This is a genomic window from Micromonospora sp. NPDC007220, from assembly GCF_040634035.1.
Taxonomy (GTDB): Bacteria; Actinomycetota; Actinomycetes; order Mycobacteriales; family Micromonosporaceae; genus Micromonospora; species Micromonospora reichwaldensis.
Window position 1 is genome coordinate 215369 of the sequence record NZ_JBEYEU010000007.1, and the last position, 14563, is coordinate 229931.

Annotated in this window: 11 protein-coding genes and 1 pseudogene; 8 read left to right on the forward strand and 4 right to left on the reverse strand. The window is 72.6% G+C overall.

The genetic code is table 11. From position 1 onward, the window contains the following. Window positions 1–37 precede the first annotated feature (37 nt). From ABZ573_RS16680 to ABZ573_RS16705, 6 genes are all read left to right on the forward strand, one after another. Window positions 38–1420, forward strand: a complete 1383-nt coding sequence (locus ABZ573_RS16680) for an FtsW/RodA/SpoVE family cell cycle protein (RefSeq protein WP_225852274.1) — start codon at window positions 38–40, stop codon at window positions 1418–1420. Beyond that, window positions 1417–2922 (forward strand): penicillin-binding transpeptidase domain-containing protein, encoded by a 1506-nt coding sequence (locus ABZ573_RS16685; RefSeq protein ID WP_151455328.1) that lies wholly within the window; start codon window positions 1417–1419, stop codon window positions 2920–2922. Before ABZ573_RS16680 ends, ABZ573_RS16685 begins: the two co-directional genes overlap by 4 nt. A 1-nt stretch (window position 2923) precedes the next feature. Further along, a complete protein-coding gene (locus tag ABZ573_RS16690; RefSeq protein WP_327030070.1) occupies window positions 2924–4342 on the forward strand; it encodes a protein kinase in 1419 nt (472 codons plus the stop codon). Beyond that, entirely contained in the window at window positions 4339–6144 is a 1806-nt protein-coding gene (gene pknB / locus ABZ573_RS16695; RefSeq protein ID WP_358118861.1) for a Stk1 family PASTA domain-containing Ser/Thr kinase, read from the forward strand. Before ABZ573_RS16690 ends, pknB begins: the two co-directional genes overlap by 4 nt. An 8-nt stretch (window positions 6145–6152) precedes the next feature. After that, complete coding sequence (locus ABZ573_RS16700; protein WP_358118863.1) at window positions 6153–6944, forward strand: ElyC/SanA/YdcF family protein; 792 nt, start codon at window positions 6153–6155, stop codon at window positions 6942–6944. A gap of 91 nt (window positions 6945–7035) precedes the next feature. Next, a complete protein-coding gene (locus ABZ573_RS16705) occupies window positions 7036–7380 on the forward strand; it encodes a hypothetical protein (protein WP_327030073.1) in 345 nt (114 codons plus the stop codon). Between the two features lie 21 nt (window positions 7381–7401). Here the strand turns inward: ABZ573_RS16705 and ABZ573_RS16710 are convergent, their stop codons facing one another. From ABZ573_RS16710 to ABZ573_RS16725, 4 genes and pseudogenes are all read right to left on the reverse strand, one after another. Then, window positions 7402–8052, reverse strand: coding sequence for an aminodeoxychorismate/anthranilate synthase component II (locus tag ABZ573_RS16710; RefSeq protein WP_358118865.1), 651 nt, complete (start codon window positions 8050–8052; stop codon window positions 7402–7404). A gap of 7 nt (window positions 8053–8059) precedes the next feature. Beyond that, the gene (locus ABZ573_RS16715; RefSeq protein ID WP_151455324.1) at window positions 8060–8347 is read right to left on the reverse strand and encodes a hypothetical protein; all 288 of its coding nucleotides are present in this window, start codon (window positions 8345–8347) and stop codon (window positions 8060–8062) included. A 2-nt stretch (window positions 8348–8349) separates the two neighbouring features. Continuing rightward, window positions 8350–9273: pseudogene (locus ABZ573_RS16720) on the reverse strand (class E sortase); the annotation flags it as partial. Window positions 9274–10589: 1316 nt separating this feature from the next. Further along, window positions 10590–11396 (reverse strand): DUF881 domain-containing protein, encoded by an 807-nt coding sequence (locus ABZ573_RS16725; protein ID WP_151454343.1) that lies wholly within the window; start codon window positions 11394–11396, stop codon window positions 10590–10592. A gap of 227 nt (window positions 11397–11623) precedes the next feature. Between ABZ573_RS16725 and ABZ573_RS16730 the strand changes: the two genes are divergently transcribed. Continuing rightward, on the forward strand, window positions 11624–11887 hold the full coding sequence (locus tag ABZ573_RS16730; protein WP_151454344.1) for a cell division protein CrgA: 264 nt from the start codon (window positions 11624–11626) through the stop codon (window positions 11885–11887). Between the two features lie 406 nt (window positions 11888–12293). Beyond that, window positions 12294–14513, forward strand: a complete 2220-nt coding sequence (locus ABZ573_RS16735; protein ID WP_358118868.1) for a (Fe-S)-binding protein — start codon at window positions 12294–12296, stop codon at window positions 14511–14513. The last annotated feature ends 50 nt before the right edge of the window (window positions 14514–14563 follow it).

Here is a 14563-nt window from a genome sequence, read left to right on the forward strand (position 1 = left end):
CCGGCGCAACGCCGAGCTGTCGTTGCTGCTGGTCGCCATGGTGCTGGTGGCCGCGTACGGGGCGATGGTCGAGGCGAAGGTGCTCGACACCGTCACGGCCGACTTCTGGATGCCGGCCGCCGCGCTCACCGCCGTGTTTCTCGGCCTGCACCTGGTGATCCGGTTCCTGGCGCCCTTCGCCGACCCGGCCCTGCTGCCGGCGGTCGCCCTGCTCAACGGGATCGGGGTCGGCTTCCTGCGCCGGATCGACCTGGGCAAGGCGGCACCGACCGAGCGGGAGGACCTGGCCATCTTCGCCGGCACGGGCGGCCGGCAGCTCGCCTGGACGCTCGTCTCGGTCATCCTCGCCGCCGGGCTGCTCACCATCATGCGGGACCACCGCTCGGTGTCGCGCTACGCGTACACGCTGGGGCTGGCCGGCATCGTGCTGGTGATGATCCCGGCGGTGCTGCCCAGCCGGTTCTCCGAAATCAACGGCGCGAAGCTGTGGATCAAGTTCGGCGACAGCTTCTCCATCCAGCCGGGCGAGTTCGCGAAGCTGGCCCTGCTGGTCTTCTTCGCCTACTACCTGGTGCGCAAGCGCGAGGTGTTGTCGCTGGCGAGCCGCCGGTTCCTCGGCATCGACTTCCCGCGCGGGCGGGACCTCGGTCCGGTGGTCGCGGTCTGGCTGGTCAGTGTCCTGGTCCTCGTCTTCGAGAAGGACCTGGGCACCTCTCTGCTCTACTTCGGCATGTTCGTGGTGACGCTCTACATCGCCACGGAACGGGTCAGCTGGCTGCTCATCGGTCTGGTGCTGTTCTTCGGCGGCGTCTACCTGGCGTACGTGCTCGGCGACGTGGTCGGCGGGCCGTTCGCCAACTTCTACCTGCGCGCGCAGATCTGGCTGGACCCGTTCGCCGACCCCTACAACGACGGCTACCAGCTCGTGCAGGGCCTGCTCGCGCTCGGCACGGGCGGCCTGTTCGGCGCGGGTCCCGGTGGAGGCCAGCCCGGCCTGCTGCCCGAGGTGCAGAACGACTTCATCTTCGCGGGCATCGGCGAGGAGATCGGCCTCTTCGGCCTCTCCGCCCTGCTCGTGGTCTACCTGCTGATCGTCGAGCGAGGGCTGCGCGCGGCGCTGGCGGTCCGGGACTCGTTCGGCAAGCTGCTGGCCGGCGGCCTTGCCTTCACTCTCGGGCTCCAGGTCTTCGTGATCGTCGGCGGGATCAGCAAGCTCATCCCGTTGACCGGGCAGACCACCCCGTTCCTCTCCGCCGGCGGTTCCTCGCTGATGGCGAACTGGCTGCTCATCGCGGCCCTGCTCCGGATCTCCGACGGTGCCCGCCGCCCCGTCGCCGGCGGTGGCGGCAAGGCGGCCCGACCGTCCGGCGGCCCGCCGGAGCAGCTGCACGGTGCCCCCACGGAGGTGATCAGGCCGTGAACGCACCCCTGCGCCGCGTCGGCGTCGTCGTCATGGTTCTCTTCGGCCTGCTCTTTGCGAACCTGAACTGGATCCAGGCCTACAAGGCCGACGAGTACCGCACCAGCGACTACAACGGTCGGGTCCAGGTCGCCGAGTACGAGCGCAAGCGCGGCAACATCGAGGCCGGCGGCACCGCCTTCGCGCTCAGCAAAGAGACCGACGGCGAGCTGAAGTTCCAGCGCAGCTACCCCGGCGGGGCCAGGTACGCCCACATCCTCGGCTACAAGCCGGTCAATCTCGCCGAGACCGGCATCGAGAAGTTCGAGAACGACTTCCTGGCCGGCACCAGCGACGCGCTGATCGCCAACCGGGTCAAGGACATGTTCACCGGTGACCAGTCCGGCGGCGGCAACGTCCTGCTGACGGTCTCCAAGGGCGCCCAGAACACCGCGTTCGAGCAGCTGCGCAACAACCGGGTCGACGCCGCCAAGGGCGCGGCGATCGCCGTCGACCCGCGTACGGGGGCGGTGCAGGCGCTGGTCTCGATGCCCAGCTTTGACCCGAACCCGCTGGTCAGCCACAGCACCAACGAGGCCACGGCCGCGTACAACAAGCTGGAGCAGGACCCGGCGGGCCCGCTGAAGAACCGGGCTCTCGGCGAGGTGCTGCCCCCGGGCTCCACCTTCAAGATCGTGGTGGCCGCCGCGGCGCTGGAAAGCGGCGTGGGTCAGCAGACGAGGATCCCGGCAGGGGCCAGCTGGACCCCGCCGACCTCGGGCACGCCGATCCGCAACGCGGCCCCGTCGATCTGCCCCGAGGACGAGGTCACCCTGATCAACGCGGTGACCGAGTCGTGCAACACGGGCTTCGCGCAGATGGGCGTCCGGCTCGGCGCCGACAAGATCAAGGAGAAGGCCCGGCAGTTCGGCTTCGAGCAGGAGGACCTCACCGTCGGCCACCTCAACGAGGCCGGCCACCCGGTGGCGGCGAGCCGGACCGGCAGCATGGAGAACGCCGACGGCGGGGCCGACCCGGCCGCGCTGGCCCAGTCCTCCATCGGGCAGCGCGACGTGCGGATGACCCCGCTCCAGGGCGCCCTGATCGCCGCGTCCGTCGCCAACGGTGGCAGCCAGATGCGGCCGTACCTGGTCCGCCAGCTGCTCGCCCCGGACCGCACCACCAGCTACTACACCGCGAAGCCCCGAGAGCTGCGGCAGCCGGTCAGCGGCCAGGTCGCCAAAGACCTGCGGGACATGATGGTCAGCGTGGTCGAGAACGGCTCCGGCACGAACGCGCAGCTCAGGGGCTACACGGTCGGCGGCAAGACCGGCACCGCCCAGTCGGCGCCCGACCGGCCCGACCACGGCTGGTTCATCGGCTTCGCCCTGGACAAGAACGGCACGCCGGTCTCGGCGGTCTGCGTGATGCTGGAGCAGGCCGGCCCCGGCGGCAGCGCCGAGGCGGCCCGGATCGCCGGGCAGATCATGCGCGCCGCCATCGCCGACCCGGGGGGCCGCTGACATGCTGAGCCCCGGGGTGCAGCTCGGCAACCGTTACCGCCTGGACGAGCGGATCGCCAGCGGTGGCATGGGTGACGTCTGGCGCGGCACCGACCAGGTGCTCGGCCGTACGGTCGCCGTCAAGAGCCTGCTCCCCGCGCTGCTCGACGACCCCGATTTCGCCGAGCGCTTCCGGGGCGAGGCCCGCACCATGGCCACGATCAACCACCCCGGCGTGGTCGACGTCTACGACTTCGGCAACGACCAGCAGATCGCCTTCCTGGTCATGGAGTACGTCGAGGGCGACGCGCTGTCGGCCACCCTGGCCCGGGTCGGCCGGCTCACCCCGGCCCGCACGATGGCGCTCGTCGCCCAGGCGGCTGACGCGCTCCACGCGGCGCACGTGAAGGGCATCGTGCACCGGGACGTGAAGCCCGGAAACCTGCTGGTCCGGCCTAACGGCACCCTGGTGCTCACCGACTTCGGCATCGCCCGGTCGGAGCTGGTCGCCCAGCTCACCGCCGCCGGCTCGGTGCTCGGCACGGCCTCGTACATCTCCCCGGAGCAGGCCACCGGCGGGGTCGCCACGCCCGCGTCCGACGTCTACGCGCTCGGCGTGGTGGCCTACCAGTGCCTCGCCGGCCGACGCCCCTTCGAGGGCGACAATCCCCTCGACATCGCCATGCGGCACGTGCGGGAGACGCCCCGTCCGCTGCCGGCGGACATTCCGCCGCAGGTCCGGGCGGTGGTCGAGCGGGCCCTGGCGAAGGACCCGGCGGCACGCTGGCCGAGCGCCGCCACGCTGGCGGGGGTCGCCCGTCAGCTCAAGGCCCAGCTCTCCCAGCAGGCCCGGGCGGCAGGTCAGCCCATCTCCGCCGCTCCGGCGTCGCCGGCCGGCCCGCCCGGCCGCGCCCAGGTGCCGCCGCCGCGTCCGCCGGTGTCGCCGCCGCACCGGCAGCCGAACGTCGCCGCGCAACCGCCTCGTCCGCCCATGGCGGCCCACCGGCCGCCCGTGGCGAACACCCGGCCGGCCGCCGCGCCCCACCGTCCCACCTCGGTCGCGCCCGCCGCGCCCGTCCAGCACCCGCAGATGGCGCCGACGGGCTACCCGCGCGGCGCGGCGCCAGTGCCGCAGGCCCGGCCGATGCCGTACGCGGGACACGCCGTCCCGCCGGCGCACCAGCCGGGTGGGCAGCGGTCCCGGCCCGGGATGGTGTTCCTCGCCATCCTCGTGGCCGTGCTGGTCCTCGTCTGCTCCGGCGTGATTTCCTACCACCTGCGGGAAGGCACGAAGTCGAGCGCGGTCACTCCGCCGACGGTGACGTCCGGCGCGCTGTGGCCCGACGGACGCGACGATCCGACCGGAACGTCGTACCGTCGACAGGAACTGCCCCGGTCGGGCAGCGACGAGACGACGAGCGAAGGACGACAGACGCGATGACAGCGCAGGCCCGCCTGCTCGGTGGCAGGTACCAGGTCGGCGAGCTGCTCGGCTACGGCGGCATGGCCGAGGTGCACCGCGGTCGTGATCTCCGGCTCGGTCGGGACGTCGCGATCAAGATGCTCCGGACCGACCTCGCCCGGGACGCCACCTTCCAGATGCGGTTCCGCCGGGAGGCGCAGAACGCCGCGTCCCTCAACCACCCGGCGATCGTCGCCGTCTACGACACCGGCGAGGAGACCGCGCCCACCGGCGAGACGCTGCCGTTCATCGTGATGGAGTTCGTCAACGGGCGGACCCTCAAGGAGGTGCTGGGCGTCGAGGGGCGGCTCCAGCCGCGCCGGGCGCTGGAGATCTGCGCCGACATGTGTGCGGCCCTGGAGTTCAGCCACCGGCACGGCATCATCCACCGCGACATCAAGCCCGGCAACGTGATGCTCACCCAGACCGGCCAGGTCAAGGTGATGGACTTCGGCATCGCGCGGGCGCTGGCCAGCGGCGCCACCACCATGACCCAGACGAGCGCGGTCATCGGTACGGCGCAGTACCTCTCTCCCGAGCAGGCGCGCGGCGAGGCGGTCGACGCCCGCTCCGACGTCTACGCCGGCGGCTGCGTGCTCTTCGAGCTGGTCTGCGGGCATCCCCCGTTCGTCGGCGACAGCCCGGTCAGCGTGGCGTACCAGCACGTGCGGGAGACGCCTCCGACGCCGAGCGACATCAACCCGGACGTGAATCCCGCGGTCGACGCGATCGTGCTCAAGGCGCTGTCGAAGAACCCGCTCAACCGCTACCAGAGCGCCGGCGAGATGCGGGCCGACCTGCTCCGCGCGGCCGCCGGCCGCCCGGTGATGGCGACCCCGGTGCTGCCGCAGGAGGAGACGACGCAGCTCGCTCCGGCCGCCGCCGGCTACGCGGGCGCCCCCGGCGCCCCGCAGACCCGGCAGATGCCGGCCCGGGTCGGCGACCCGCGCCGTCGGAAGGCGTCCTCCTGGCTGATCGCGACGTTCGCGGCGGTGGGCGTCCTCGCGGTGATCGCCCTCGCCGCCGCCCTGCTGAGCCAGCGCGACGGCGAGGACCTGGCCACGGTCCCCACGGTGACCGGTTTGACCCAGCAGGAGGCGTTCGCCCGGATCGAGCAGGCCAACCTGGTGCCCAAGGAGGGCGACCAGGTTTTCGGCACCTGCCAGAAGGGCCAGGTCGTCAACCAGGACCCGCCTGCCAACTCATCCCTGGAGGCGAACCGCGATGTCGTCGTCCGGGTCTGCGGCGGCGTGGAGATGAAGGCCATCCCGTCGGACCTCGTCGGCTCCACCTACGAGGGCGCAAAGAACCGGCTGGAGGCGGCCGGCTTCAAGGTGGAAAAGAAGGAGAGGGACGACGCCGAGAAGGCGGGTATCGTCCTCGATGTGTCGCCCGAGGAGGGCAAGCAGGTCGCCGCGAAGAGCACGGTCACCCTCACCGTCTCCAGGGGCAACGTCGGCAAGGTGCCCAACGTGGTCGGCTCCAGCGAGGACGACGCCGAGGAGGAGCTGGACGAGGCGGGCTACCGGGTCGACGTCAAGCGGGGCCGCGAGGTGCCGCCGGAGGAGGCCGGCCAGGTCACTAAGCAGGACCCGCCGGCCGGGAGCAACCTCGCCAGGGGCAAGACCGTGACGATCGTGGTCACCGTGCCGCAGGCCGAGCCGACGCCCACCGACTCGGCGAGCCCGACGCCCAGCGTCACGCCGACCACCCCCGGTGACGGCGGCGGCGGGGGCTTCCCGCTGCCGACCAACCCGCCGATCCGCCTGCCCGAGCGCTGACCCCGCTCGTGAGCGCGGAGGACCCTGCTGGGCGGCACCCTGCGGACGCCGCCGGTCAGGGCCCTGTCGACGCCGCCGGGCGGCGCCCTCCGCCGATCGACGACGGGCGGCCGGCGACCGGTGCGGCGGACCGTTCGAGCCGGTGGCGACGGCGCCTGATCCGCGCGGCGGGCCTGGGCCTGGCGGCGCTGCTCCTGGCCAGCATTCCCTGGCTCTGGACGACGACCGCCGCCCGCGGCCACCTGTACGGCGAGGCCGACGCGCCCGCCGCCGACGTCGTGATCGTCCTGGGTACGGCGGTGGCGGCGGACCGCCGTCAGCCGGGTGACCGCCTCGCCGGCCGCCTGGAGACCGCCGCCGCTCTCGTGAAGAGCGGGCGGGCCCGGGTGGTCCTCGTGTCGGGCGACGGGGGCGGCACGTCCGGCGACGAGCCGGCGGCGATGACCGCCCACCTGACCGAGCGGCTCGGCGTCGATCCTCGCCGCGTCGTGGCCGACCCGTTCGGCCTGGACACCTACGACACCTGCGCCCGGGCGCGCGACGTGTACGGCGTCGAACGGGCCCTGATCGTGACCCAGTCCTACCACCTGTCCCGCGCGGTGACGCTGTGCCGGCACCTCGGCCTCGACGTCGACGGGGTGACCGCCCGCTGTGCCGGCTGCGGACCCGTCCTGCTCGTCGGCAAGGGCGTCCGCGACTACTTCGCCAGCGGCAAGGCGGCATGGGACGCGGTCCGGGGCAGGCCGCCCGCCGTCCGCTCGCCCGTGAACTCCGGCGTGGCGGATGCGCTGACGGGCTGACCGCGCGGTGGGCGGGCGTAACAGGAAGGCCCTCTGGCATCGAGCTGAGTGACTTGCCGGGGGCGGCGATCGGATGTTCTACCATCGCCGGATGAAGGCCGGGACCGAGCGGGGCAGATCGAGATTCGACACCTGGGTGACGCCGACCCGGGTCGCCTGGCTCGGGAGCGCCGTGGTGGTGCTCCTGCTGGCCCTACCGGTCCACATCCTCGGGCCGGGAGACCACGAACAGAAGAGCTGCGGCAACGCGTTGAGGCTCGACCTGGACTTATGGGCAGGCCCCTCGGACGGGGACTACTGGGAGAAGGCGCACCGGACCTGCAACGCGAAGCGCATCGGCCGGATCGGTCAGGCCGTCGGCGTCGTCTCGGTGACGGTCCTGGCCGTCACACTCCTGACCGCGCGCGCCCGTCGACAGGATGACGACGAGTACTGACGATCCGACAGAGGCCGCCTGTCAGGCGGTGGCGAAGGCGGCGCGGCGGCGCGCGTCCACCTCGGCGGCCAGCGCCGGGGCCCGCTCCAGCGCCTCCGGGTGACCGCAGGCGGCGAGCCAGTTCGCCAGCATCAGGTGACCGCCCTCGGTCAGCACCGACTCCGGGTGGAACTGGACACCCTCGATCGGCAGCGTACGGTGCCGCATCGCCATCACCACCCCGGAACCCGTCCAGCCGGTGACCTCCAGCTCCTCGGGCAGCGTCTCCGGCAGCACGGCGAGCGAGTGGTAGCGGGTGGCGGTGAACGGGTCCGGCAGGCCGGCGAGCACCCCGACGCCGTGGTGGCGCACCTCGGAGGTCTTGCCGTGCAGCAACTCGGGGGCGCGGGTCACCGTGGCGCCGAATGCCTCACCGATCGCCTGGTGACCCAGGCAGACACCGAAGATCGGCAGCTCGCCCCCGTACGCGCGGATGACGTCGAGGCAGATGCCGGCGCGGTCGGGGCTGCCGGGGCCGGGCGAGAGCAGGACGCCGGCCGCGCCGACCCTGCCCACCTCGGCGACCTCGATCTCGTCGTTGCGCCGGACGTCGCAGTCCACGCCGAGCTGGCCCAGGTACTGCACGATGTTGAAGACGAACGAGTCGTAGTTGTCGATCACCAGGACACGCATCAGGGGCTCACTCGTCCGGGGAGGCAGGCGGGGTGTTGTTCTGGTCGGTGTCGTACGGCAACTCGTGCTCGTCGCCGGGCGGGGCGTCGCCGCTCTCCCCGCCGCCCGGCACCGAGTCGCCGCCGGGATCGCCGGCGTCCTGGGTGACCTGCACGTCGTCGAAGGGCAGCAGGGGCTCGGCCCACGGGAACACCACGTACCAGAGCAGGGCCACCATCGCGCTGGTGATCAGCAGGCTGCCGACGAGCTTGCCGGGCAGCCCGAAGGGGAGCTTGCGCCAGATCCAGCCGTACACCGTCAGGCCCCCAGTTCCGCCGGGCGCCCCGCCGACTTCGGCTGACTGCGCGTCAGCTCGGCGTGGATGATCAGGCGTTGGTAGTTGTCGAACTTCGGGTTGCAGGTGGTCAGGGTGAGCATCGACCTGGTCGGCTTCTGCCCGGGCTTGCCCGGCACGGGCGCCACGACCTCGACCTGGGTGGGCTTGACGATCCGGCTCTGGGTCACCTTGTAGACGTGCCAGTCGGTCTTGCCCTCCACCACGATGGCGTCCCCGTCGTTCAGCTCGTCGAGCCGCCAGAAGGTGGCCCGGTTGCGGTGCCCGGCGACGGAGAAGTTGCCGACCTGGCCCGGCAGGGCGCTGGAGGGGTAGTGGCCCGGCGCGTACCGGATGTCCTTCTGGGTGACACCCTCGACGACGACCCAGTTCTTGTCGAGCTTGGGGATGTAGAGCCCGGCGATGGGCTTGCCCTGCACGGGCGGCTTCGGCTTGGCGGACGCGCTGGCGGACGGTGCCACAGTCGGGTCGCCCTCGGGGCCCCAGGCCTGCGCCAGTTGCTGGCTGAGGTCGTTCTGGTGCGCGTCGACGATCGCGGACTTGCCCCAGACCTCGTAGCCGGCGAAGAGCAGCACCACCAGGCCGAAGGTGATCAGCAGTTCGCCGCTGACCCGGATGCCGGTACGCAGCCGGGAGCCCAGCGACGGCCGGGTGAGCTCCGAGTAGACGCTCTTGTAGCCCTCACCGGTCTGCTCCGGGCGCAACTGGACCACCCGCTCGCCCCGGCGTGGCCGAGGCTGCTCGGCGGGAGTGTCGGAGCCCTCCGGCTCGTCCGTCTTCGGAGTACGCGGCACCGCGCCCATCAGGGCGGTCGACTCGACGAGCGCGGCCGGGGCGGTCGGCGTACGCCCGGAGACGGCCGGGATCAGGGCGGTGGCCCCGGGATCGACGTCGCGGCCCGGGCCGGCCGGGGAGACCGGGGTCGACGGGCCGTTGGCCGACGCGCCCACCTTCGGGATGAAGGCGGTCGGCGCGTCGGCGGCCGGCCGGCCTTCCCTGGCGGCGGCCCGATCGACCGGCGGACGGACGGAGCGCTCGCCGCCGGGACCGGCGACCCCGGTGGCGCCCGGCGGCCGGAGATCGTCGGACGGCGACGCGGGGTGCGGTGGGGTGGCCGGCCGGACCGGGCCGGTACCGGGCCACGGCGGCGACCCGCCGGCACCGGCCCGGGCGGACGGGCCGGAATCGGTCGGGCTGGCATGGCGGAGGTCGGCGGGCCCCGGCCGACGGTCGGCGGGCCCCGGCCGACCGAAGCCGGCAGGGTCCGGCCGGTCGAAGTCGCCGCCTCCACGTCGGTCGAAGTCAGCGGGCCGGGCGCGGTCGGAGTCAACGGGCCGGGAACGATCGGCTTCGGCGGGCCCCGGCCGACCGAAGTCGGCATGACCGGGCTGGTCGAAGTCGCCGCCTCCACGTCGGTCGAAGTCAGCGGGCCGGGAGTGGTCGAGGTCGGCGGGCCGGGAACGATCGGCATCGGCGGGCCGGGAGCGGTCGAAGTCAGCGGGCCGGGAGTGGCCGAGGTCAGCGAGCCGGTCGTAGCGCGAAGGCACTGGGCGGCCGAGATCGCCGGACCCGCGCCGGTCGAAGCCGGACCCATGCCGGTCGAAGCCGGACCCGCGCCGGTCGGATTCGGCGGGCCCAAGGCGGCCGAAGTCCGTGGTCTCCTCGCGGCCGAAGTCGGCAGGACCGGAGCGGCCAGGCTCGGCAGGGCCGGGGCGGCCGGGCTCGGCAGGGCCGGGGCGACCGGGGTCGACAGGGCCGCGCCGGTCGGAGTCGGCGGAGCCGGGCCGCCCGAAGTTGGCGGGCCAGGGACGGCCGTGGTCCGCCGGACCGGGACGGCCGGGCTCGGTGGGCCGGGCGGGGCTGCCGGCGGAGCGGGTCGGGTCGGCGCTCGGCGGGAAATGGCCGAGGTTCGCGGGACGGCCGGGCTCCGGTGCCGGGCGGGTCGGGTCGGGCGTGGCGCGAGACCATCCGGCGGAGGGGCCGGCAGGCGCGCGAGCGTCGCCGGCGGCCGGGTCGGGCCCGTGGGGCGGACGGGGAGCCGGGGAGCGGGGCGGGAGCGTGGGCTCCGGCCAGGCGCCGGCCGGGGTCGGGCGGGCCGGGGCGGGCCCTGGCCGGTCGACCTTGGGCAGGAAGGCGGTCGGCCCGTCGTCCTGGTCGCGGTGACGGCCGTCGCGGTCCTCGGGCCGGTCGTCCGGTACGCGGTTCACCTGGGCACCGTCGCCGAGCGCAGCGTGGTCGAGTCCTCGAACGCCGGCACGGTCACCGAGGAGACGGTCTCCTTGTAACCGAGCTTGTAGTCGTCGACCAGGTCCCTGAACAACCGGACTCCCTGTGAGTCGGCGAGGGCCTGCTGCAGGGCAGCGGGGTCGCCGATTGCTACGATCTTGAATGGTGGGGAGTACACCCGGCCGTGCAGCAGCAGGGTGTTACCCACGCAGCGTACCGCGCTGGTCGACAGCACGCGGACGTTCATGATGGACATGGCCTCGGCGCCACCCGCCCAGAGGGCGTTCACCACCGCCTGCACGTCTCCCTGGTGGACGACCAGGTCGTCGTTGGTGGCCCCGGCGGGCAGCGTGCCGTCGTTGCGCCGGGGCGCGTCGTCGAGTTCCACCGTCACCCCGGAGCCGGCGAGCGCGGTGAAGCCGGCGTCCGCCCGGCTGGCGGCGGCCCGGTCCTGCTGTTCCCTGATCGGCCCGTCGGAGCTGGCCAGGGCGCTGGTGCGGCCCTCGACCTCGGCGCGCAGGTCGGACGCCCGCCGCTCGCTGGCCGCCACCTCCGCGCGCCGGTCCTCGATCAACTGGTTGAGCTGGGGTCGGCGGTCCTCGCGCAGGGCGGTGCCGCCCGCGGTGGTCGCCGTGGTGGTGAAGAGCAGCCCGGCCGCGGCGGCGATCAGCGGCACCCCGATCGACCAGCCCGGTCGTCGCTGCCGCGGGCGTCGAGGCAGCAGCCCGGCGACCGCCCGCCGGAGCACCTTCTGCCAGGAGGCCGCGCCGGATGTGTACTCCACCGAGCGTTCCTTCCCCGTCGTCTGGTTCAGCCCGCGGAGGCGCGAGCCGCCGCGGCGACCCGAACAGTCCCGCCTTTTTCGGTCACTCCGTGCACTGGCCTCGCCCCATTCGTGGATTGGACGGGCCTTCGGGACTACGCTAGCTGTCGAACATTATTGGCCATGGACCGTCGCCCCCGCGCCCGGTTGTCAGGCCGGACGAGGTCGTAACCCCTCTGGAGAGCGTCGTGCCCAAGTCTCAGGTTCGCAAGAAGAAGGTGTACACCCCGCCGACGGACGTCCGTCCGACGGCGACGGCGGCGACGCGCAAGCCTAGCCCGGTGTGGCTCCCGGTCTCGGCGGTCGCCCTCATCGTCTTCGGCATCGGCTGGCTGGTGATCTACTACCTCTCCGAGCAGGAGTACCCGGTCATGTCGTGGGGTTACTGGAACCTCGCGGTGGGCTTCGGCGCGATGGTCGCCTCCCTGATCCTGCTCTCCCGCTGGCGCTGAGCGTCCCGCTCACCTGCCGGCGCTGAGCGTCCCGCTCACTCGTCGGCGCTGAGTGCCGCACCCCGCCGCCGGACCGGCGGCGGGGTCGTCCGGGCGCGGTCAGCCCTGCCGTCGACGCCGTCCGGCCCCGGCCGGTGGGTGGCAATCCATGTCACTCGGTGGAGCCCCTACCCGGCGGTTGGGGTGTCTTCGCCCTAAGGTGTGCGCAGGGCGGCGCGGCCCGGTGCGAGATGACTCACGTTACTCCTGGGTAACCTTGCGCGTAGGCTGCACTGCATGACCGAGCGGAGCGAGGTCATCGACCGGTCCGGTCGAGGGTGCGGCAGCTGTTGCTCGCCGGTCGTGCCCTGACCCGGGCCCCGGTCGCCGAGCCGCTCGACAGGCAGCAGACCGGGAGGCCAACTCGATGGGCAGCGTCCAGATCGTCACCACGATCCTCGCGTTCGCCATCACCGCCGTGGCGGTGTGGCTTGCGGTACGCGCGGTCATGAAGATGGTGGCCGTCATCCGGCTGGGTCAGCCGGACCCGACCCGCTTCGGTGACCCGGGCACCCGCACGAAGACGATGCTGGCCGAGACCGCCGGCCACACCCGCATGCTCCGCTGGAGCGTGGTGGGTGCGGCGCACTGGTTCGTGATGGTCGGCTTCATCGTGCTGTCGCTGCTGGTGCTGGAGGCGTACTTCGAGGTCGTCTCCCCGACCGGCGGGCTGCCGCTGGTCGGCAACTGGGCGATCTACGGGCTGGTCACCGAGTGGCTCGCGATCCTGGGCATCGTCAGCATCCTGGTGCTGATCGCGATCCGGCTCCGCAACCGGCCCACCCGGCCGGGCGGGAAGTCCCGGTTCACCGGCTCGACCATGTGGCAGGGCTACTTCGTCGAGGGCATCATCCTCGCCGTACTGATCATGGGCTTCGTCATCCGGGGCTTCAAGGTCGCCACCGACCACTTCGAGTACCCGGTCTGGGCCGCCCCGCTCAGCCACGCCGTCGGCGGGGTGCTGCCGAACTGGGCGGCCGGCGTCAGCGTCGCCGCGCTCGTCAAGATCGTCATCTCGATGACCTGGCTCATCGTGATCTCGCTGAACGTCACCATGGGCGTCGCCTGGCACCGCTTCCTGGCCTTCTTCAACATCTTCTTCAAGCGTGACCCGGGCGCCAACGTCTCCGGCCTCGGCGCGCTGCGCCCCATGACGAGCCAGGGCAAGCCGCTGGACTTCGAGGAGGCCGACCCCGAGAAGGACCAGTTCGGGGTCGCCCAGGTCGAGCAGTTCACCTGGAAGGGCCTGCTGGACTTCAGCACCTGCACCGAGTGCGGCCGCTGCCAGTCGCAGTGCCCGGCCTGGAACACCGGCAAGCCGCTGTCGCCGAAGCTGCTGGTGCTGAGCCTGCGCGACCACGCGTACGCGAAGGCGCCGTACCTGCTGGCCGGCGGCGGCAAGGACCTGACCGGCGAGGAGAAGGCCACCGCCGCCCAGCTCGCCCACATGGACGTCCTCGCGCTCGCCGAGGCCGAGAAGCCGCTGATCGGCACCGCCGAGGAAGGCGGCATCATCGACCCGGACGTGCTCTGGTCCTGCACCACCTGCGGTGCCTGCGTCGAGCAGTGCCCGGTCGACATCGAGCACGTCGACCACATCGTCGACATGCGCCGCTACCAGGTGCTCATCGAGTCGAGCTTCCCGTCCGAGGCCGGCGTGATGCTGCGCAACCTGGAGAACAAGGGCAACCCGTGGGGCGCCCCGCAGAACACCCGCGAGGACTGGACCAAGGGCCTGGACTTCGAGGTGCCGCGGGTCGGCGAGGTCGACGACTTCGAGTACCTCTTCTGGGTCGGCTGCGCCGGCGCGTTCGAGGACCGGGCCAAGAAGACCACCCGGGCGGTCGCCACGCTGCTCAACGAGGCGGGCGTGAAGTTCGCGATCCTCGGCGAGGGCGAGACCTGCTCCGGCGACCCGGCCCGCCGCATCGGCAACGAGTTCGTCTTCCAGATGCTCGCCCAGCAGAACGTCGAGACCCTCAACGAGGCGTTCGAGGGCCGGGAGAAGAGCAAGCGGAAGATCGTCGCGACCTGCCCGCACTGCTTCAACACCCTCGGCAACGAGTACGGCCAGCTCGGCGGCGAGTTCGAGGTGGTCCACCACACCCAGCTCCTGGCGCACCTGGTCGCCACCGGCAAGCTCACCCCGGTGCAGCCGGTCGACGGTGGCGTGACCTACCACGACCCCTGCTACCTGGGCCGGCACAACCGGGTCTTCGCCCCGCCGCGTGAGGTGCTCGGCAGCGCCATCGCCGGCGGGGACGGCGCGAGCGGCGACGGCGGCCTCATCGAGATGCCGCGCAACAGCGAGCGCTCCTTCTGCTGCGGCGCCGGCGGCGCCCGGATGTGGATGGAGGAGAAGATCGGCAAGCGGATCAACGTGGACCGGGTCGAGGAGGCCATGTCCACCGGGGCGAAGACGGTCGCCGTCGGCTGCCCGTTCTGCTCGACGATGCTCAACGACGGGGTGAACGGCAAGGGCGCCGGCGAGCAGGTCGAGGTCGTCGACGTGGCCAGCGTGCTGCTCCGCTCGGTCAAGCCCGAGCAGGCGCCGGGCGACACCGAGCGGGCGCCGGCGGCCGGCTGACGCGTACCCCCTGCGACGCCCGACGGCGGCGGCACCCTCCGGTGCCGCCG

Coding starts and splice junctions, on each gene's coding strand:
- ABZ573_RS16680 (WP_225852274.1), top strand. CDS start 38: ATGGTGCTGGTGGCCGCGTACGGGGCGATGGTCGAGGCGAAGGTGCTC.
- ABZ573_RS16690 (WP_327030070.1), top strand. CDS start 2,924: ATGCTGAGCCCCGGGGTGCAGCTCGGCAACCGTTACCGCCTGGACGAG.
- pknB (WP_358118861.1), top strand. CDS start 4,339: ATGACAGCGCAGGCCCGCCTGCTCGGTGGCAGGTACCAGGTCGGCGAG.
- ABZ573_RS16705 (WP_327030073.1), top strand. CDS start 7,036: ATGAAGGCCGGGACCGAGCGGGGCAGATCGAGATTCGACACCTGGGTG.
- ABZ573_RS16710 (WP_358118865.1), bottom strand. CDS start 8,052: ATGCGTGTCCTGGTGATCGACAACTACGACTCGTTCGTCTTCAACATC.
- ABZ573_RS16735 (WP_358118868.1), top strand. CDS start 12,294: ATGGGCAGCGTCCAGATCGTCACCACGATCCTCGCGTTCGCCATCACC.